13 protein-coding genes are annotated in these 17524 nt (G+C 55.8%); 5 read left to right on the top strand and 8 right to left on the bottom strand.

All coding sequences use genetic code 11. The annotated features are described in order from the left end of the window. Nucleotides 1–15: 15 nt before the first annotated feature. The 6 genes from cobN to EV681_RS07995 form a co-directional block, all read right to left on the bottom strand. Entirely contained in the window at nucleotides 16–3951 is a 3936-nt protein-coding gene (gene cobN, locus EV681_RS08020) for a cobaltochelatase subunit CobN (protein ID WP_130303683.1), read from the bottom strand. After that, entirely contained in the window at nucleotides 3951–5948 is a 1998-nt protein-coding gene (locus EV681_RS08015; protein WP_130303682.1) for a TonB-dependent receptor domain-containing protein, read from the bottom strand. Before EV681_RS08015 ends, cobN begins: the two co-directional genes overlap by 1 nt. A gap of 154 nt (nucleotides 5949–6102) precedes the next feature. Continuing rightward, nucleotides 6103–6840 (bottom strand): anti-sigma factor, encoded by a 738-nt coding sequence (locus EV681_RS08010; RefSeq protein WP_128395539.1) that lies wholly within the window; start codon nucleotides 6838–6840, stop codon nucleotides 6103–6105. Next, a complete protein-coding gene (locus tag EV681_RS08005) occupies nucleotides 6837–7403 on the bottom strand; it encodes a sigma-70 family RNA polymerase sigma factor (protein WP_128395538.1) in 567 nt (188 codons plus the stop codon). The genes EV681_RS08010 and EV681_RS08005 overlap by 4 nt, the downstream gene beginning before the upstream one ends. Before the next feature lie 69 nt (nucleotides 7404–7472). Beyond that, nucleotides 7473–8033 carry a DUF3455 domain-containing protein gene (locus EV681_RS08000; RefSeq protein ID WP_130303681.1) on the bottom strand — a complete coding sequence of 187 codons (561 nt, stop codon included), beginning with the start codon at nucleotides 8031–8033 and terminating at the stop codon, nucleotides 7473–7475. A 274-nt stretch (nucleotides 8034–8307) separates the two neighbouring features. Beyond that, nucleotides 8308–9210, bottom strand: coding sequence for a LysR family transcriptional regulator (locus tag EV681_RS07995; protein ID WP_242612168.1), 903 nt, complete (start codon nucleotides 9208–9210; stop codon nucleotides 8308–8310). A gap of 229 nt (nucleotides 9211–9439) precedes the next feature. Between EV681_RS07995 and EV681_RS07990 the strand changes: the two genes are divergently transcribed. Next, the gene (locus tag EV681_RS07990) at nucleotides 9440–10384 is read left to right on the top strand and encodes an aromatic alcohol reductase (RefSeq protein WP_130303679.1); all 945 of its coding nucleotides are present in this window, start codon (nucleotides 9440–9442) and stop codon (nucleotides 10382–10384) included. Nucleotides 10385–10472: 88 nt separating this feature from the next. On the opposite strand, the gene EV681_RS07985 is transcribed toward EV681_RS07990, so the two are convergent. Continuing rightward, a complete protein-coding gene (locus EV681_RS07985) occupies nucleotides 10473–11303 on the bottom strand; it encodes an alpha/beta fold hydrolase (protein WP_130303678.1) in 831 nt (276 codons plus the stop codon). Between the two features lie 229 nt (nucleotides 11304–11532). On the opposite strand from EV681_RS07985, the gene EV681_RS07980 reads away from it, so the two are divergent. After that, on the top strand, nucleotides 11533–12504 hold the full coding sequence (locus tag EV681_RS07980; protein ID WP_128395520.1) for a tripartite tricarboxylate transporter substrate binding protein: 972 nt from the start codon (nucleotides 11533–11535) through the stop codon (nucleotides 12502–12504). Continuing rightward, complete coding sequence (locus tag EV681_RS07975) at nucleotides 12504–13595, top strand: mandelate racemase/muconate lactonizing enzyme family protein (RefSeq protein ID WP_130303677.1); 1092 nt, start codon at nucleotides 12504–12506, stop codon at nucleotides 13593–13595. Before EV681_RS07980 ends, EV681_RS07975 begins: the two co-directional genes overlap by 1 nt. Here the strand turns inward: EV681_RS07975 and EV681_RS07970 are convergent. Then, entirely contained in the window at nucleotides 13592–14494 is a 903-nt protein-coding gene (locus EV681_RS07970) for a hypothetical protein (RefSeq protein ID WP_130303676.1), read from the bottom strand. The two genes, EV681_RS07975 and EV681_RS07970, sit on opposite strands and share 4 nt — an antisense overlap. Nucleotides 14495–14786: 292 nt before the next feature. On the opposite strand from EV681_RS07970, the gene EV681_RS07965 reads away from it, so the two are divergent. Beyond that, nucleotides 14787–15836 carry a molybdopterin-guanine dinucleotide biosynthesis protein MobB gene (locus tag EV681_RS07965; protein ID WP_130303675.1) on the top strand — a complete coding sequence of 350 codons (1050 nt, stop codon included), beginning with the start codon at nucleotides 14787–14789 and terminating at the stop codon, nucleotides 15834–15836. Beyond that, a complete protein-coding gene (locus EV681_RS07960; protein ID WP_130303674.1) occupies nucleotides 15833–17491 on the top strand; it encodes an ABC transporter transmembrane domain-containing protein in 1659 nt (552 codons plus the stop codon). Before EV681_RS07965 ends, EV681_RS07960 begins: the two co-directional genes overlap by 4 nt. The last annotated feature ends 33 nt before the right edge of the window (nucleotides 17492–17524 follow it).

Raw genomic sequence — 17524 nt, 5'->3', positions numbered from 1 at the left:
AAAATGAAAATGGGTTCAGGTCAAATCTGTGCGCTGTGTCAATTGGCGGTCGACCCACCACTGGCGCACTCCGCCAGTGACCGCGACAAACAGCAACAAGAGTAAAGCCAGTGGCGTTTCCGGCGACGGTTCGGCAGAAACTTCCACGCGCTCCAGAATCTGCCCATGCACGGCTTGTAGCTCCTGCTCTGTTGAACCTTGAGTATCCGCCGTTTGGGCATGGGCGGATCCTGCGTCCGTGTCGGGCGCCGCCCCTGAAGCCAAACCAAAACCCTTGGCAATATCAGCGATGTAACGACGCGTCGCCTCGGCGCCGGTGTGTACATCGAATTGTTCGGCCAGTTGCTGCCAGCGCTGGACCAGGTCGCGCCGCGTTTGCTCGGATGCATTCCAGTAGCCCTTGCGCATGGCTTCGGCCATCCGTTCAAGTATCTGCGCCTGCGCCGTAGGATTGTGCTGCTCGAACCACTCGCGCGTACCCAGTTCTCGCGTGTCGTTCACATAGGTGTCAAACATGGCCTGCCATTGATCGTCACGTACGGATGTCGGGTCCATGACCTGCCAGCCGAACAAATTGTTAGTGACATTGAGCACCTGCAACGTGCCGGCATATCCTTCCTGCTGCATGGAATCAATCCATTGCGGGTTCAGGTAACGTGCGCGCAGCTCATTGGCCAGAAATCGCGCCAGCCCGGTGGTGCTTACCCGGCCGTCACGCAAATCGGAAATCAGCATTTGCGGAGCCTGGCCATCAAGGTGTCGTACCGCCGCCGATAAACCTCCCAGAAACTCAAATGGGTGGTCCGTTGAGAGCACACCATGCAGATTCGAAGACCGAGACATAATCGCCGCCTGTGTACCGCGCAGTTGTTCGGCCAGCAGATTCGTTTTTGATAAGCGGGCACCCCATTGTCCCCTGCCGTATACGTGCCTGCTGCTCGCAAGAAAATGCTGTGCCAGTTCGCCATCATCGTTCCATTCGGTAGAACGCAGGGCCAGATCGGGCACGCCCGTACCATACTGCCCGGGAGCGTTGCCAAAAATTCGATATCGGGCTGCGGCCGCGGCCTGATCCGATGGCATACCCTGTTGGCGCAATAGAGTGGCGATACGTAGGTTGTTGGCCACAATCGGATTATCCGGCTCTTCCAGTGCGGCAAGGCGGACCAGCGCGTCATCAAGCAGGCGCATGAAACTGTCGAACTGGTCGCGGTACACACCGGTAACTTGAATCACGACGTCCGTGCGTGGCCGCCCCAGTTCCGTGGTCGGGATAATTTCCAGCGCAGTGATGCGACCTCCTGCATCCCAGACCGGACGCAGGCCAAGCGCATGCAGAATCTGCGCCTCAGTCATTCCCAAGTGGCGAATCGCCTCGGATGACCATAAGCTAAACGCAAGCTTGCGAGGCCACTGGCCATCATGTTCGGATCGGAATGCCTGAACAAGCTGTTCGTAAGCCATCGCAGCTGAGTCATATGCTGCTCTGGTGGGAATTTTGTCGGCCTCAAAGGCGTATAAATTGCGACCGCTCATTACATCTGGGTTGCGGATGGGGTCGCCACCGGCGCCCGGCGCAACGAAACCACCGGCCAGTCCGGCAAGTAACGCCTCATTTTCCTGGGTGTCACGTAAACGCAGATCATTCGCCCTGGCACGATCGGCAAAACCGGCAATACGCCCAGGCAGCGCACTTTTAATGGTTGGCTTCAGTAGTTCATGTAAGGCGAGATAGGCTGGATTATTTTTCAGCTGTTTGTGATCGTCGACAAACAGCTCTTCCCTATCGATCCCCAGCGCTGCATAGAAGGGCTCTCCGAGCTGCTGCACGATGGTGCCGGCCCGGTGCTCATCGCTCGCGGGTTGCCCAAAGGTGTGTAATCCCAGTGGCGTAGCCGTACGCGCCAGTTCATGCAACTGGTTATGGACGACCTGAAGAAAGCCGGGAAAATCACGTTCGGCCTGCAGATCACTCCAACCCAGGTCACGATGCAGGTTCGCCGCGAATGCTGCCTCCCGGATGCGCAATGACACTTGCTTGCGGACTATTCCCTCGTCAAGCTGCTGATATTCATGAATCAGATGGTGCAGATCGCGCAACTGGTCGTATAACCCGGCAGGCGCAAAGGGAGGCGTCTGGTGACTGATAATCACAGCCCGCCCCCGCCGCTTGGCCTGGATGGCTTCGCCTACGTTATCCTGAATATAGGGATAGAACACCGGCATGCTGCCCACTGCCAGCCAGGAATAATCGCTGGCAGCCAGCCCGCGATCTTTGCCAGGAAGCCATTCCTGGGAACCATGTGTGCCCAGGTGAATCAGTGCATGGGCAGCGTATTGTTGCTGCAAATACAGATAGGCCGCCATATAAAGATGATCCGGTACACTGGCGGTGTCATGATAGTGCTTAGCCGCGTCGGCATGGCGCGGCATCTGCGGCATTACCAGCAAATGTCCGATCTTCCACCGGGGAATCACGAAGTGAAGCTGACCATTAATCTTTCGTATCGCCCGATGCCCGTCAGGCGAGCCATGACGACGTAATTGTCTCTGCCGCTCATCCGGCAGACCAGCAAGCCAGCTTTCATAAGCAGACAGCGGATACAGTGCTGCCAGATCCTCTGCCAGTAGGTCGTCCAGCGATACGCTACCGTAAAGGGCACCCAGCATACGCTGGCCTTTATCGATGACCTCTTTTTCGCTCACGGGCTCGCCCACATCATAACCTTGCCCCGCCAATGCCCCCTGAATGGAAACAATACTGCGCGGCAGATTCAGATTGGATGCGCCCAGGTTTTTCTCGCCCGCCGGGTAATTCCAGAACATCAAGGCGAGCCGCTTGTCCGCTGCACGGGTATGTCGCAAGGCGACCAGGCTTCGTAGTTTACCGATCAATGCCTGCGCTTGTTGCGGCAGGAGCTCGTCTACCCCTGCTGTGACGGCAGACAGCACCAGGGGGTCGCTGACACCCCATCCTTCCGGTCCGGCCAGGAAAACAGCGGCAGTACGCGCATTGACACCGCTAGGCGCAGCGGGCCAGTCGCGTGCTTCGCCTTCGCGAAAACTCAGCGTCTGGATTACCGGAACATTCAACGCTTTGAAATCGCGGGTGCGCTGTGCACCGCCTCGCATATGCGTCAGGTTGACCAGCACATCCACCGCAGCACTTTTCAGCGCCCCCTGCAATCCCTCCGGATCATCTGCATCGGCCCAGAAAACAATAGGCAATAAGCCGGCGGTCTCACTGCGACGAATCAATTCATCCACTTCACCGGTCACAAAATCTGTCACTATATGCCGGGATATCAAAAACGCCACCCGGCCAATGGAATCCGGCCTCGAGGGAGAGGCTGCTGATGCGTGCCAATTCAGATAGGACTGTACATTATCGAAGACGCGAGAGGCTTGCGGATGATAAAAGCCAGCAGCAGGCAGCTTTTCAGGCGGCGCCAGCAAGTCAGGGGACGGCGCAACGCCTTCATGAATTGACCTGGCCAGCGCAAAAAAACGTCCGTAATTCGCTTCACCACCCGCTGCATAGAGCTCGGCCAATAGGCCACCCACGGGTGCCTCCAGGCCGTGCCAGGCGGGTCGGCCGCCACCTACGGTCAAGCGGATAGCACCACGGATCTTCTGTTGCTGTAGTGCTTGTTCCAGCCGCTGCTCGACCATCGATCGGTCACCCGGCCTGGGTACGTCCAGCACGGTAAGTACCCCAGCCGCAACGGCCGCGCTTATCGCCTGCGGCGACGCGGTCTCAACATTCAGATGCCGCAGCCCCATTGCTTGGCGTTCGGCGACAGTCTGCAAATGCCGAAATTTTTCTGCCGAAACAAAACCATTGTGCAGCACTTGCACCACGGGAGCGGCGGATACGTAGACAGGCGCCATGCCAGCCACCCCAATGAGCAGGTAATAGCAAATGCGCCAGATCAATCGTGACAATCGCATCAAAACTGCACCCGCATTCCGACAAAGTAGCGCCGCCCCTCGTCCGCCCGACTGAAAAGGCCGATATCTTCGTTGGCCAGACGCTTATCCGTCAGGTTCTCCACACCAACCTGCACAGTGAGGTTGCTGCTCAAGGCGTAATCCATATACCAGTGCAACAGCGTATAGCCGGGACGCTTGCCTTGTTTGTCTGAACGAAATTGTGCGCCGATATACTCGAGTTGCATGCGTGTAGACAAAGACGCCAGCGGTTTCCAGGCCAATGTGGCATTGGCGCGATGTCGGGAACGATCTGTCATCGGTTCCCCTGTGATTTGATCGCGAGCATCCAGATAGGTATAGTTGCCATCCAGTCGCCAGCGCGCGGAAAGATCCGCACCAGCCGTCAATTCCACCCCTTGCAGGCGAACCCTGGCAACATTTTCGTATGCCAGACAAACGCGGCCGGGAGCAAAACAAGTGGACTGCCTGACGGTATCAATCAGATTGCGCACGTTGTTATGGAAAAAAGTGGCTCCGGCCGACCAGGTATCTGCTTCATAGGCCGCTCCCAGTTCGTAGGAAAGATTGGTTTCCGGTTGCAAATCGGGATTGCCCCGGATAACGCCCCGCCCACCCATCGCTGCCCAAGATTCGAACTCGGCCGACAACTGCTTGAGCGTAGGCGCTTTGAAGCCGCGCCCCACGCCGGCCTTCAGAGTCAGGCCTTGCACAGGATGATAAAGCAAATACGCACGAGGGCTGATCTCCCACCCGAATTGCTCGTGTCGGTCAAAACGAGCGCCCAGCACCAGTTCCCAGCGGTCGCCAAGCGTTATCTCATCCTGCATGAAAAGCGCATAATGATTTTGTACTTTTTTGCCGACGCGATTCACATTGGGATCTTCCAGGCTTTCCCGCCTGAACTGACCGCCTATGGTCAGTCGATGAATGGAATTGAGCGGAAAACTTGCTTGAGTATCAAAGACAGTATCGACGAAACGGTTGGGACCACTGGCCTTATCGCCATCGCTGCGCCATATTTGCCGATCAAGTGTGCTGCGATACAACCTGGTCCGGGTACTTCCCCAGTCCCACTCCCCGGTGTGAGATAAGGCATAACGGCGGCGCTGAATTTCATTTTCGGAACGATAGGCAATACCGCGAGCCCCGCCGTACACACCAGCCTGGTTTTCGTTGACTGCATCGACAGACAGGTCGATACGCTGACGCGCGTCCGGCGTCCAACTCAATCCAAGATGCCCTGTCGTGGCGCGCTGTCGGTCCAGTGCACTTAACGCCGTATTGGCAGCATCGCGCAACATGTGACGCTGCCTGAACTCCCCCCAGGCTGTCAGGCCCAGGCGTCCTGCGATGAGGGGACCGGCAATATAGAATCCGTTTTTATACTGATTACCGCCCAGGCCGTGATCGGTGGCCAATGCATAGCTGCTCAAAGAGCCGATCCAACGGTCGGTAGCCGAACGGGTAATGACGTTCACAACGCCGCCAAGGGCCTCCGACCCATACAGCGAAGACATTGGCCCACGTACAACTTCCAGTCGTTCGATGGCCTCGGCTGGCACCCAGCCCAGTTCCATATCCGAGTGCGCGATCGCCGAGGCAGACGAGCTGACACGCTGTCCATCGACCAGCATCAGGGTATGCTCCGCGCTCATGCCGCGAATCGAAATACCTCTGCGCCCCTGGCCGACGTCCTCCAGGCTGACCCCGACCGTACCTTTCAGTGCATCTGCCAGATCATTCACGGGACGCCGGCGGATGTCTTCGCCCGACACAACCGTAATACTGGCAGGCACATCGCTGGAAGCTCGCTCGCTGGCAGTCGCCGTGACAACAACGCTTGGCAAAGTTGTCACATAACCATCCTGCGGCGATGCGACTGATTGTCCCGTTCTTTGTCGTCCTTCTCCCGTAGACTGGGTTTGAGCCTGTGCTCCAATGCTCCAGACTGCCAGCACAATCAGGCTCGACACCGCTCTACTTCTTTCACTCATACCATATCCGGTTTGCATTTCGTTTTCTGATTCACATGCAGCCTCGTGAATCGTTATTGCAGTTGCAAAAAGATGATATGTTATAACATTACATAAAAAAGAGCCAGAATCATTTCAATTGAATAAGGCCAATGTAGAAAATAAACAGCGGCCGTCAGTACACTTGCACCGCCCGGCCGATAAATTGGATCGGTCCGGTAGGCCGCCCTGTCGGCGAACCTGTGCGTGGCTCCAGCGTCAGCTCGAACAGTTGGTTTTTCTGTAAGCCGGGCAAATTATCAAGCGGTACGGTTACACGCTCACCCGGTTGAACAATACCCAGCGATACTGGCACTTTCCAGTCATCGGCTTTAGTCCAGAACTGCAGGGACTTGTCGGCAGGCACTTGCAGCATGCCCAGTGGAATTAACTCGACCCGCTGGTCGGTACGCGCCTGCACAACCCAGCCGGGCGATTTGTCGCCCGGTGCAACCAGCACCACCATAAATCGCGTTTCGGGCGTGCCGAACTGGGCTGGCAGTATCATCATGGCGATTGCCGCAGCAGTAAAGCCGGCAACAGTCAGTCCTCGCCAAAATGCCAGTGAGCGCCACAACGAATCCCGTACTCCATACCGGCTGGCGCGCGGCGCTGAGGTGGCGACAGGTTCCATTGCATCCAGGCTGCGGATAACGCGCGGCCAGAGCCGTGGCGAAGGAGACACCGCCGGCACAAGCGTTATCAATGGCAGAAGACGGGCTTCCCATTCCTCTACCGCCGCCTGCAACGCAGGCTCCTGCGCCAGGCGTTGCTCCACATCTCGGCGCTGCCGGGCGGACAAGGTGCCCAGCACATATTCTCCTGCCAAATCGGATACATCAGCGGCTGATGGGCTCGAAGATACAGGGCTCACGCCATACACTCCCGTAGCGCGGCCAGGCTGCGCTTGATCCAGGCCTTGATGGTACCCAGCGGCGCATTTAGGCGTTCGGCGATTTCCCGATGGGAGAAGCCATCCACATATGCATGCAGGATACAGTTGCGTCGCGCTGGCTCAAGTTGTTCCAGGCAAAAGGTGATGCGGCCATGGCTGGTTTCCCAGGCGAAACTGTCTGTCATGTCATTCCAGGCCTCGAGCGAAGCCTTGTCATCCAGTGCGCCAACCGCATCATCATCCAGATCGACATTGCGACGGCCGTCACGCACGGCATTGAGCGCCAGATGGCGCGCTATGCTGTAGATCCAGCCACGTGCCGTCCCTTTTGCAGGATCAAAGCCCGACGCGCCGGTCCATATCTTTATGCAAGTGTCATGCACAATATCTTCGGCCATGGCCTTGTCGCGAACAATCCGTAACACCACGCCCAAAAGACGCCCACCCTCGTGATTATAAATCTGTAGCAAGGCGTCGCGCTGATCTGCAGCACATGCAGCCAGCGCGGCCTCGTAATCAAAGCTGTCAGAAGAAGGCGTCACCGTCGCTCGATTCCCGGGTTGGTTTCTGGTTTGCGGACAGGCTCACAAGGTGGCCTCGTCCGCACTGGTTTATTGCGCTTTCCAGAAGATATAGTCGGCCTGGTAGGCTACCTTCATCCTCTCACCCTTGCTGGCAGCGGTGCAACCCGTTTTGGGAGCCACACCACCCTTGAGCGCCACGCGCTGGATATAGGTGACGCCAGTCATACTACCATCCCCCATCGCCGGATTGGCCTTCACCAGTTGATAAGGCAGATTGCCATCGCCGGCAGGCGCCACCGCCAACTGGGTTGCAGTCACTTTGGAGCCGTCCATCGCTTCCCAGGTGGCAGGAGGACCGTAATAATTACCGACTTGCTTGCCTGTGCGATCTTTAAGCTGAGCCTTGGGACCAGCAAACACCCATTCAGTCTGGCCAGCGGCGTTGACCTTTTCGCGGCACTCATAGGTGATTTCCCCGGTACCTACGGTTTCCCAAGCCACCTTGTTACCTTCCGGCACCTTAATGGCGCTGGGCAGGCTGTCCTGCGAAAAGCTGCTGCTGGCGGCGTAGGCCATTGTGCCAGCTCCGGCCAGCAATAGCGCGAGGCACACAGGTTGAGACAGGCGGGCGATCGATTGTAAAGTCATAAACATTCTCCAATGGAAAGACTGTTGGACAGCGGCAGTGTTCTGCCCTGCTTTACTGAATACACGCCGGCACCGTCTTTGGATGCAGCACCTGGAAAATATTTATTTTTGTCTGATGCCTGCCAAATGCACAACGCCGCAGCACTCGGCAAGTGATTCCCGGCGAATAGGTTCCAGGCTATATTTGGTCCTGGTAGCACAAGCGCAAGTAGCTCGTCGTCTGCGTGCAGACGGTCAAATTGCGCGGATAAACATGCTCATTTGCGAGAATGAATCACGGGCGCCAATCCCAGTCGGTGGCCACGTTTTGCACGCGTTCGCCAATCCAATGCACGAAAGCGCGCACCGCCGAAGACAGATGCCGGTTTTGAGGATAAATGATGGACAAAGGAACTGGCGGGGCCTTGTATTGCTCGAGGACCTGGACCAGGCGGCCGGCACGCAAGTGCTGTACAGCAAGAAAGTTGGCAATGCGTATCAACCCAAGCCCCTCAATACCGCAAGTCACATAGGCATCGGTATCGTTCACCGCGAGACTTCCTTTGACACCGACTTCGCGCTCTTCTTCATCCACGACAAAGCGCCAATCCTGCGCCCTGCCTGTGAGCCCGGAATGAAATTCGATCACTTGGTGCTGCGCCAAATCCTCCAGCGAGCGCGGGGCGCCGTATTGTTGTAGATAGTCAGGGGAGGCGCAAATCAACCATTCAAAACTACCTATCTTACGCGCCACCAGCAACGCCGAAGACTTTGGTATGCCAGCCCGCACCACACAATCGACGCCCTCCTGTATCAACTCTACCGGCCGATCGCCAAGTGTCAGCACGACATCAATCTCGGGATAGCCTGCCTGAAACGTCTTTATAGCGGGTAACACAATTGATCGTGCAAAGGACGAGGTCATGCCAATTCGTAACCGCCCCCGAGGCTTGCGGGTGTTACCCGATAACACCGCTTCCATCCGCTGAACCTCGTCCAGTACATACTGGCAGTGATCGTAGTAAAGACTGCCATCGGGTGTAAGGCTGAGCGTTCGTGTAGTGCGTTGCAATAGTTTGACGCCGAGAAAGGCTTCCAGGTCTTGAATTGCCCTGCTGACTGTAGAACGAGGCATTGACAGGCTCATAGCCGCACCCGCAAAACTGTGGGATTCAACAACGCGACAAAATATCTGCATGGCCCGAGTTCTATCCACCGGCGTCCTCCGCTGAGTTTACAAAGTGGTTCATTATCCCATTTTTTGCAACTTTAAAAACAATTAAATGGGGCTTACCAATCGCGCACACCCCACCTATACTCCGGCTTATTACTCTGCCACTCGCCCTTGCGTCATGCTGACTGCACTACAGCAGATTATGTATAGAAATTGGAACAATCATCCTAAATCATCAAAGGAAATCTATCTTATGAACGAACTATCTAATCACGTTAACCTGGACAATGTCTTGGTCCTGGGCGCAGGCGAACTGGGAATGGCTGTTTTGCGCTATCTTGCTCCGCGCCAGAAAACTGCCGGATGCCCGCTTACTGTGCTGGTATCTGCGCAGTCATTGGAACGCCCTACACAGAGACAAGTACAGACGTACGAAGAACTGCGCCTCCTGGGCGTACGTTTGCTGCCGTTCGATCTTATTCACAGCGCCACTGAAGATCTCATCCAGATGTTCGGTCAATTTCATACCGTGGTCAATTGCACCGGATTTGTCGCCGGACCGGGCACCCAAGTCAAGCTGACCAAAGCCGTTCTTGCCGCCGGCGTCCGTCGCTATTTTCCATGGCAGTTTGGCGTGGACTATGACGTCATCGGCAAAGGCAGCGGCCAGCCAGTATTCGATGAACAATACGACGTTAGAACCATACTGCGGTCCCAATCAAAAACTGAATGGGTGATTGTTTCGACCGGTATGTTCACAAGTTTCCTGTTTGAGCCAACAACGGGTCTGATTGATTTTGAAGCTGGCATCGTACGCGGTCTGGGTAGCTGGGAAACAAAAGTGACCGTGACAACGCCTGAGGATATTGGCCGTCTAACCACCGAAATCTTGCTTGAGCAACCCAGGATTAGAAACCAGGTAATCTTTGTAGCCAGCGACACAATTTCGTATAGCCAGCTAGCGACGATCGTGGAAGAAGTTATGGAGCGCACTTTCAAGCGCGAGCTGTTGACAAAAGAAAAACTCAGCATGGATCTTGTACGGTGTCCTGAGAACGTCATGGCGCGATATAGAGCGGCGTTCGCGCTCGGCGACGGGATGTGGTGGGACAAGACCACGACCTATAACGCCCAAAAAGGCATCCCGACAACCGACGTCAAAACATGGCTGCTAGCGCACAAGGCGAAAGCGGGTTAGTGCCGCCGCGCTCGTCTCAAAAAAGCAGAGAACACGAGTGTTTGGGAGCAAAGCGTCGTCAGTGCGAATGACGCTGCAACGACTATATTTAGTCTTGGAAATTATTGAGATACGCTTTAATCGCTTCGGCGACCGCAATCGGCTGTTCGGGCAGCAGGGCGTGACCCGCATTGGCGATCTCAACTGTCGTCACCCGTTGCGCTCCCAGATCCTGGCTTAATTGCCAGCCGGCATCCAGCGGCGCGAAAGCATCTTCCAGCGCCCGGACATCCAGGATTCTGGCGTGGCCTGCTCCCCACCAACGGTCGATCGGTGTAGCCGCCTTGGCGGCACGCTGTACGTTGGCCACGTCAGGATGCCATCCCTCCAGCCACACCGACGCATCGCTTGCTTCGGCAAAAAACACCTTTTTGATCCACTGCAGTCGCACAGCGGCGTCCAGGCTTTTATCCATACAATGCGGCAGGCCAGCGCCTGGCCCTTGCGCTACCACGCGTGGCCCGGCAGCCAGAATAATCACGGCGCGGACAAGATCAGGACGGTCAACGGCAACAGTACGGGCCGTCCAATTGCCGAAAGCATGCCCCGCTACAAAGGCCGGCTTCCCGCCTTCGGCCTCAATGACAGATACGATATCACGACCGAAATCATGCAATGTCAGATTATCCATGCACCCGGCACTAGCTCCAATGCCCCGCGGGCTTGGACAGGCTACACGATAGCCAGCCTCAGCTAGCTGGGTTGAGACAGACTCGAAGTCTTCCACGTCACGCCCCAGGGACGGCAGCATGACAATAAGCGGCCCTTCTCCCTGTACCCAATAGGCAATGGAGATCGCTTGTCGCAGACCATTGTTTTCTTCGACACGCGCCACGGTTTTATGGACAACCGGGTATGTACTGGCATTCGAAATATTCATAAATAGTCACTTGTGATTAAGATCGGGTGTTCCCAACTATTAGTTTCTTTATACATCTATCTATAGTTTCCGTATGAAACCATATAAATAGCAGTTGAAAGTTAACAACAACTGAATTATAGTTGAAAAAAGAAACTATATAAACAATGAGCAAAACATATAGTTTCTTATTGAAACCAAACCAACCGGTTCACAAGAACCACAAAAACCTCTGAAGAGGAGACAAAATATGAAAAAAATTCGTCCATTCGCCTTGTTTGCCCTGACCATCGGCGCGGTTTTTTCAGCCCAGGCGCAAACCGCCGACAATTACCCGAATCGCACCATTCGCATTATCGTGCCGTATACGCCTGGTGCCATCAATGACATTCTGGCCCGGCGCATGGCGCAATACCTTGGTGAAGAACTCAAACAGACCGTTATTGTGGAAAACAAGCCCGGCGCCGGCACGGCAATTGGCACCGAGTTCGTCGCGCGGGCCAATCCGGATGGCTACACATTACTGCAAGCCGCAGCCGCTCACTCGATTCTTCCTTCGTTGGTCAAGAAGCTCCCGTTTGACCCGCTCAAGAGCTTTGAGTACATCACACTGGCTGCCACATCTCCCTATGTAATGATCGCTACGCCAAAACTGCCGGCAAATAACGTGGCCGAATTTATTGCACTTGCCAAAAAAGAGCCAGGCAAGTACGTCTACGCCTCCACCGGCAACGGCAGCTCGGCGCACCTGATGGGTGAAATGCTCAAAGAACTCACTGGCGCCGACATTATGCATATCCCATACAAGGGTCTGGCGCAAGGCTTGAATGATGTTGCCAGCGGACAGGTTCATGTAACCTTCGGCACCTATCCCGGCACGATGACTTATCTGAAACCTGGCCGCGTCAAGGCGCTTGCCACCACCGGCAAGAGCCGCATGTCATCGTTGCCTGAAGTGCCCACGGTCCAGGAAACCGTACCCGGCTATCATGCGCAAGGCTGGTGGGGGTATCTGGCGCCCGCAGGAACGCCCAAGGAAATTGTTCAGAAACTGAACGCCGCGTTCAATAAAATCATTCGCAATAAGACATTTGCCGACACGTTCACTTCCGAAGGCGTCCAAATGCTTGGCACCACGGGAGATGCCTTCAAGACCCATGTAGAGCAGGAAATGCAGGTCTGGGGAAAACTCATCAAGTCCGCCCAGATCCGGACCAACTAATGAAGTTAGCCGATTGGTCGCTGCGCTTTTATCGCATCCCATACGTTCACACCATCCATTGGGCCAACGCAGTGGAAAAAGAAGGCGTTTACGCCTTGCTGACATTGCGCAACGAACACGGCCAGGCCGGTCATGCCGAAGGCACACTCAAGGCAACCTGGTCTGGGGTGTCGCCCGCCATGCTGCAAGCCGCCTTTGACGACATACTGATACCGCAACTGAGCAACACTGACATGAGTGATGCTCAGGCCGTGGCCCGTGCGCTTGCGCCCATTCCAGAAAACCGGCTGGGCAAGGGCATGATCGAAACCGCCGCCCAACTGTTGCGCGCGGCGGCCCATCAACAGCCGTGCTGGCGCTTTACGCAGGGGCAAGCCCAGGTTGACGTTGCCTGGACACTGACCCGGCAACCCCCGGCGCAAATGGTGGCACAGGCCCTGGAGCACTACACGCGCCACGGCATCTGCAGCTTTAAAGTCAAGGGAGGACAGGGTGTCAAGACCGATCTTGCGGTGCTGCGCGCCTTGCGCGACGCCCTGCCAGCTCATTGCCGTTATGTGGTGGATGCCAACAGCCATTACACGCCTGCCCAGGCGCCGCACTATCTGGAACAATTAGCAGCTTGCGGCGTTGAATACGCCGAAGACCCCTGCCCGCTCGAATCACTATCCTTATTTGAATCGTTGCAACGGCAGTCGCCACTGCCGATTTTGGTCGATCGCGCCTGTACCACTGAACAGGATGCGGAACGGTTTTTACAGGCAGGCGCGCTGGCGCTGAGCACCAAACCTGGCCGAATCGGGATGGGTGAAGCACAACGCATCCGCCAGCGCGCTGCTCAACACGACGCAAAAACCACAGTCGGCATTTATGCGGAAAGCGCGCTGGGCACGCTGATCAATCTGCAATGGGCCGCCAGCTGTCCCAACGGACTCAATGCTTTCCCTGCCGAACAAACCTTTTATCTCGGCCTGACGGCCAGCCCGCTAAAGCTTGCACTGTCGCTTGAAGGCGGCGCAATCCATCTGCCGGATCAGCCTCTGACGGACAACGCATTGGACCTGACGGGCATCGCGTTCAAACTCGATTAAACCGACGCGCGCCTGGCTTCACGCGCCGCCTTACTAACGTCGAAAATCCAACGCAGTCCGGCAGGCGAGCGCAAGATGCGTGGGCCTTCGTGCCCTAAACCCGGCACAACTTCGAAGGCATGCGAAACCGGCAACGCGCCGTACAAATCCACAAGATGGTCACGATAGGCCAGACAGCGGTCCACGCGATTATGCCCTTGCAACATGGCCGCCTGGCTGCAGTCCAGGTGCTGGTTATCCGTCTGGTCATCGTGTTCTCCAACCAGATACACCACCTCTTTGCTGGCATAATCGCGCCGGATGCGCTCCGGGCCCATTGCCCTGACGTAGGCATTGGCATGCTGCAATCCATACTTATAATTGTCATAATCAGGACAATGCATAACGGTTTGCCCGCAAGGCTCGCCGAAACCTTCGGCTGGCCCGAAACCGCGACGCGCATTATTCAAATACAGATACGAGGATGGGCCAACCACAATATGGCGCAGACCAATGCCGCGCATCCGTGCCAAACCGGCGCCGCGACCGGCTGCGGCATACCGCTGCACAAACTGCGCCCCTGCAGAATGCCCCACAATGACGATTTGCGCCAAGGCTGGAAAGCGCTCTGCGCACAAAAGCTGCTGGATTAAAGCATCAATGGTCGAAAACGAGCTCACCCCGCCCTTGCGTGATAAATCACCCTGTTTCCAGGCTTGCGAGCGCCAGGTAAGCGTGTTCGCCTCAAGCCCCCACTGAAAGGCCTGCTTGCGCACGAAAAATTGTGGTGCCAGCAGCAGTGTCTGTTCCTCCACAGACGGTCCTGCCCGACGCGCAGCCCGCGCCAGCGCTTTCCAATATCGATAGCCATCCCGTTCAATGCCATGCACAACCAGGACGGCGCGGCGAATATTTGGCAAAGTTTCATTCAGGGAATGATCGCTGATATAGGTGCAGGCTCTATCATTGTTTAACCATAAGTAACGCAAATACGTCAAATCCAAAGCGTGCGACAGGTTCAAATCATATTTCCAAGTAATAAATTGACATAACAACTTGCGTCAGCCGGCAAGCTCCATCAAGTTGTAGCATTTCATTAAGACAATATGGCCATTCTTACCAATTTTTAATCCAGCCCTTGTCTAATTCTCAACTTGGCCATTGCTCATATTGCTATCTTGGAATCTCACAAGCAATCATCCAGGAAATTCCATGAATCATTTGAATTTGCATCAGCGGCTGTTACACAGCAAAGCAGCTTACACAACCCGACACATTAATCTATCGGAAGCTGCTGGCTTGATCACCACTGCTGAGCCCCGGCCTGGCGATCTGGTGCTTGCAGAAGTACGTAAGATAGGCCATCACAAAGCACTGGAGTTGCGCGACGGTCGGCGTTCCAGCTTATTTATCGGTGATGAAATTGTGGTGGCCTATGGCCATCGTTATGCGCCCGATCAGTTTGAGGCGGAAATCCGCAATGACCTTGATCCGTGCGACCTCGTCGCTGCAGGTGGTATCGCCTCGAATGTGCTGTCGCGCAGCGTAAAAACTGGCATCGCAACCCGTATTGCCCCAATCGGACTGCTGGCAAATCGACATGGACAAGTAATCAATGTCGCTGACGTAGCGCTGCCGCCCATCAATGCTGCCAAAACTGCGCGCGTATATGCAGTGATCGGCTCTTCGATGAACGCCGGCAAAACCACGACGGCCGTCAGTCTTATCCGTGGTTTCATCGCTGCGGGTTATCGCGTCGGATCTGTCAAGGTGACCGGAACGGGTGCGGGTGGAGATATGTGGCGCATGATGGATGCCGGTGCGCGTCCAGCCCTTGATTTCACATCAGTCGGCATGGTGTCGACCTACAAGGTGGAGCGCAACCAGCTATTGCGCGCATTCTCTACACTGACGTCCCATGCCATGAATTCCGACATTGATATTCTAATCATCGAAGTGGCCGATGGCATATATCAACAAGAAACCGGTCTGTTGTTGCAGTCGCATGAGTTTCGAAATCTGGTTGACGGCGTTTTCTATGCAGCTCGCGATGCAGTAGGCGCCAAAGCAGGCGTAGACTGGTTAATACAGCAACAATTGAGAGTTATCGCACTCAGCGGTGTGGTCACCATGGCACCACTGGCGATCCAGGAAGCCACCGAAGCGGTCGGATTGATGGTGCTCAGCCCTGATCAACTCATGGATCCTGCAATTTTGGAAGACTTGACAAGCAGTCAATTCGCGCTGGCTGCAAGCCTATGAAGGGACATGGGCCGCTACCGCCCATTTTGGCCGACTCCCGACGCAAGCTGATGGCCTGGCTTCTTGCCAATGGCCTGGCGCAGGCAGCGCTCATGAGCGGCATTGCCCTAGCCACGCGACAAGGTTTCGATGGCCTGCACCACGCCCCTGTCGCGCCACACTGGATAATGGCAAATGCGATGGCCGTTGCCCTATTCGGTCTTATGTTGATGTGGCTGCGCGTGATCGAACGGGCGACAGCAGAAAAAATGGGACAAAGCTATCTGATGGCAACCCGGCTATTGCTGTTCGATCATGTCAATAATCTGCCAAGCCGTGTTTTGCAGAAACGCACGCAAGGGGTGATGATGGTTCGTTTTGTAGCGGACCTGAACGCGCTCAATGACTGGGTCGGTCGCGGGCTTGCCGGTTTGCTTGTCTCGGCGATCACCATCACGGCTGCGATCACGGTCCTGGCCTGGCTAAGCCCACTCATTGCGGCATGCGTCGCCATCGTGATTGCCATCGCCCTGGCATTGCTCGCCGTTGCCGGCACGCCACTATATAAACGCGTGCGCAAACTGCGTAGCGAACGCGGTCGATTGGCCGCCAACCTGGGCGAACGGCTGGGCGCGTCGTCCCCTGTTCGCGTGTTCGGACGTGCGCGCGGCGAACGCGCGCGATTGAAAAAACAGAGCAAGCGACTCGCCGATGCGGCAGTCTCGCAAATTCACCTGGCAAGCCTGCTACGCGCTTTGCCCGATGCAATCTCACCCATATTAACAGCACTGGTATTGGCTACCAGCATGCTACAAGCCGAACGCATTGACTGGGGCACACTGCTGGCTTCCGTCCTTATTGTCAATCTTCTGGACTCACCGATACGCGATTTGAGCCGAGTATTTGTATTTTTGCAAAATTTCCGGGCAGCACGGGATGTTCTGGGCAGATTCCTGCAATTGCCCAGCCTGGATTCCGGCCAGCCATTACCACCGCTGTCTGCCGGCCCTGGCCAACTTGTACTCAAGGATGTCTCGGTAGAGGGCGTATTTGAACAGATCAATGCGCAAGCTCAGGCCGGCACGCTTATCGCGATCACCGGCGCCAGTGGCACCGGAAAGTCTACGCTACTGGCCCTGGCCACACGTATGTTCGATCCCGCCCAGGGCACGGTATGCCTGGATGGTCAGAATCTGAGCGAACATGATCTTAACTCCATCAGACAAGCGGTGGGAACCATTTCACCCAGCCTGCCCTTGCTACGCGGCTCAATCCGTCGCAATCTCACATATCGTGCCCGTTCGGCGACCGAAGCCGAAATAGATCAGACCCTGCAATTATGCGGATTGACCCAAGCGATCGACGCCTTGCCCCGGGGCCTGGCCACCCGGATCGCAGAACATGCTACGGATATTCCCGCGGCCACGCGGCAACGTTTAATCATTGCCAGGGCCATTATGGGCGCACCGCGTTTGCTACTGATTGACGATGCCGATGCCTTGCTCGATACCGTACGAACCGAGACCCTGGCTCCTGTGCTGCAAAACAACAGTGCAACCGTTTTATTGGTTACAAGCGATCCACGATGGCTGGCTGCTGCGGATGCCATTTGGCATATGGATGTTACAGGTCTTCATATATATAAAAACAACACAACAGAGTGTTGCAAGAAATGACTGTACGCTTATAAGTTTGCCGCTATTGCGTCT

It is taken from the genome of Advenella incenata, from assembly GCF_004217095.1.
Lineage (GTDB): Bacteria > Pseudomonadota > Gammaproteobacteria > Burkholderiales > Burkholderiaceae_B > Advenella > Advenella incenata.
The sequence above is the reverse complement of the archived record's forward strand: the minus strand, read 5'-3'. Positions and strand labels throughout refer to the sequence as shown.

Coding starts and splice junctions, on each gene's coding strand:
- cobN (WP_130303683.1), bottom strand. CDS start 3,951: ATGCGATTGTCACGATTGATCTGGCGCATTTGCTATTACCTGCTCATT.
- EV681_RS08015 (WP_130303682.1), bottom strand. CDS start 5,948: ATGAGTGAAAGAAGTAGAGCGGTGTCGAGCCTGATTGTGCTGGCAGTC.
- EV681_RS08000 (WP_130303681.1), bottom strand. CDS start 8,033: ATGACTTTACAATCGATCGCCCGCCTGTCTCAACCTGTGTGCCTCGCG.
- EV681_RS07995 (WP_242612168.1), bottom strand. CDS start 9,210: ATGCAGATATTTTGTCGCGTTGTTGAATCCCACAGTTTTGCGGGTGCG.
- EV681_RS07990 (WP_130303679.1), top strand. CDS start 9,440: ATGAACGAACTATCTAATCACGTTAACCTGGACAATGTCTTGGTCCTG.
- EV681_RS07985 (WP_130303678.1), bottom strand. CDS start 11,303: ATGAATATTTCGAATGCCAGTACATACCCGGTTGTCCATAAAACCGTG.
- EV681_RS07980 (WP_128395520.1), top strand. CDS start 11,533: ATGAAAAAAATTCGTCCATTCGCCTTGTTTGCCCTGACCATCGGCGCG.
- EV681_RS07975 (WP_130303677.1), top strand. CDS start 12,504: ATGAAGTTAGCCGATTGGTCGCTGCGCTTTTATCGCATCCCATACGTT.
- EV681_RS07965 (WP_130303675.1), top strand. CDS start 14,787: ATGAATCATTTGAATTTGCATCAGCGGCTGTTACACAGCAAAGCAGCT.
- EV681_RS07960 (WP_130303674.1), top strand. CDS start 15,833: ATGAAGGGACATGGGCCGCTACCGCCCATTTTGGCCGACTCCCGACGC.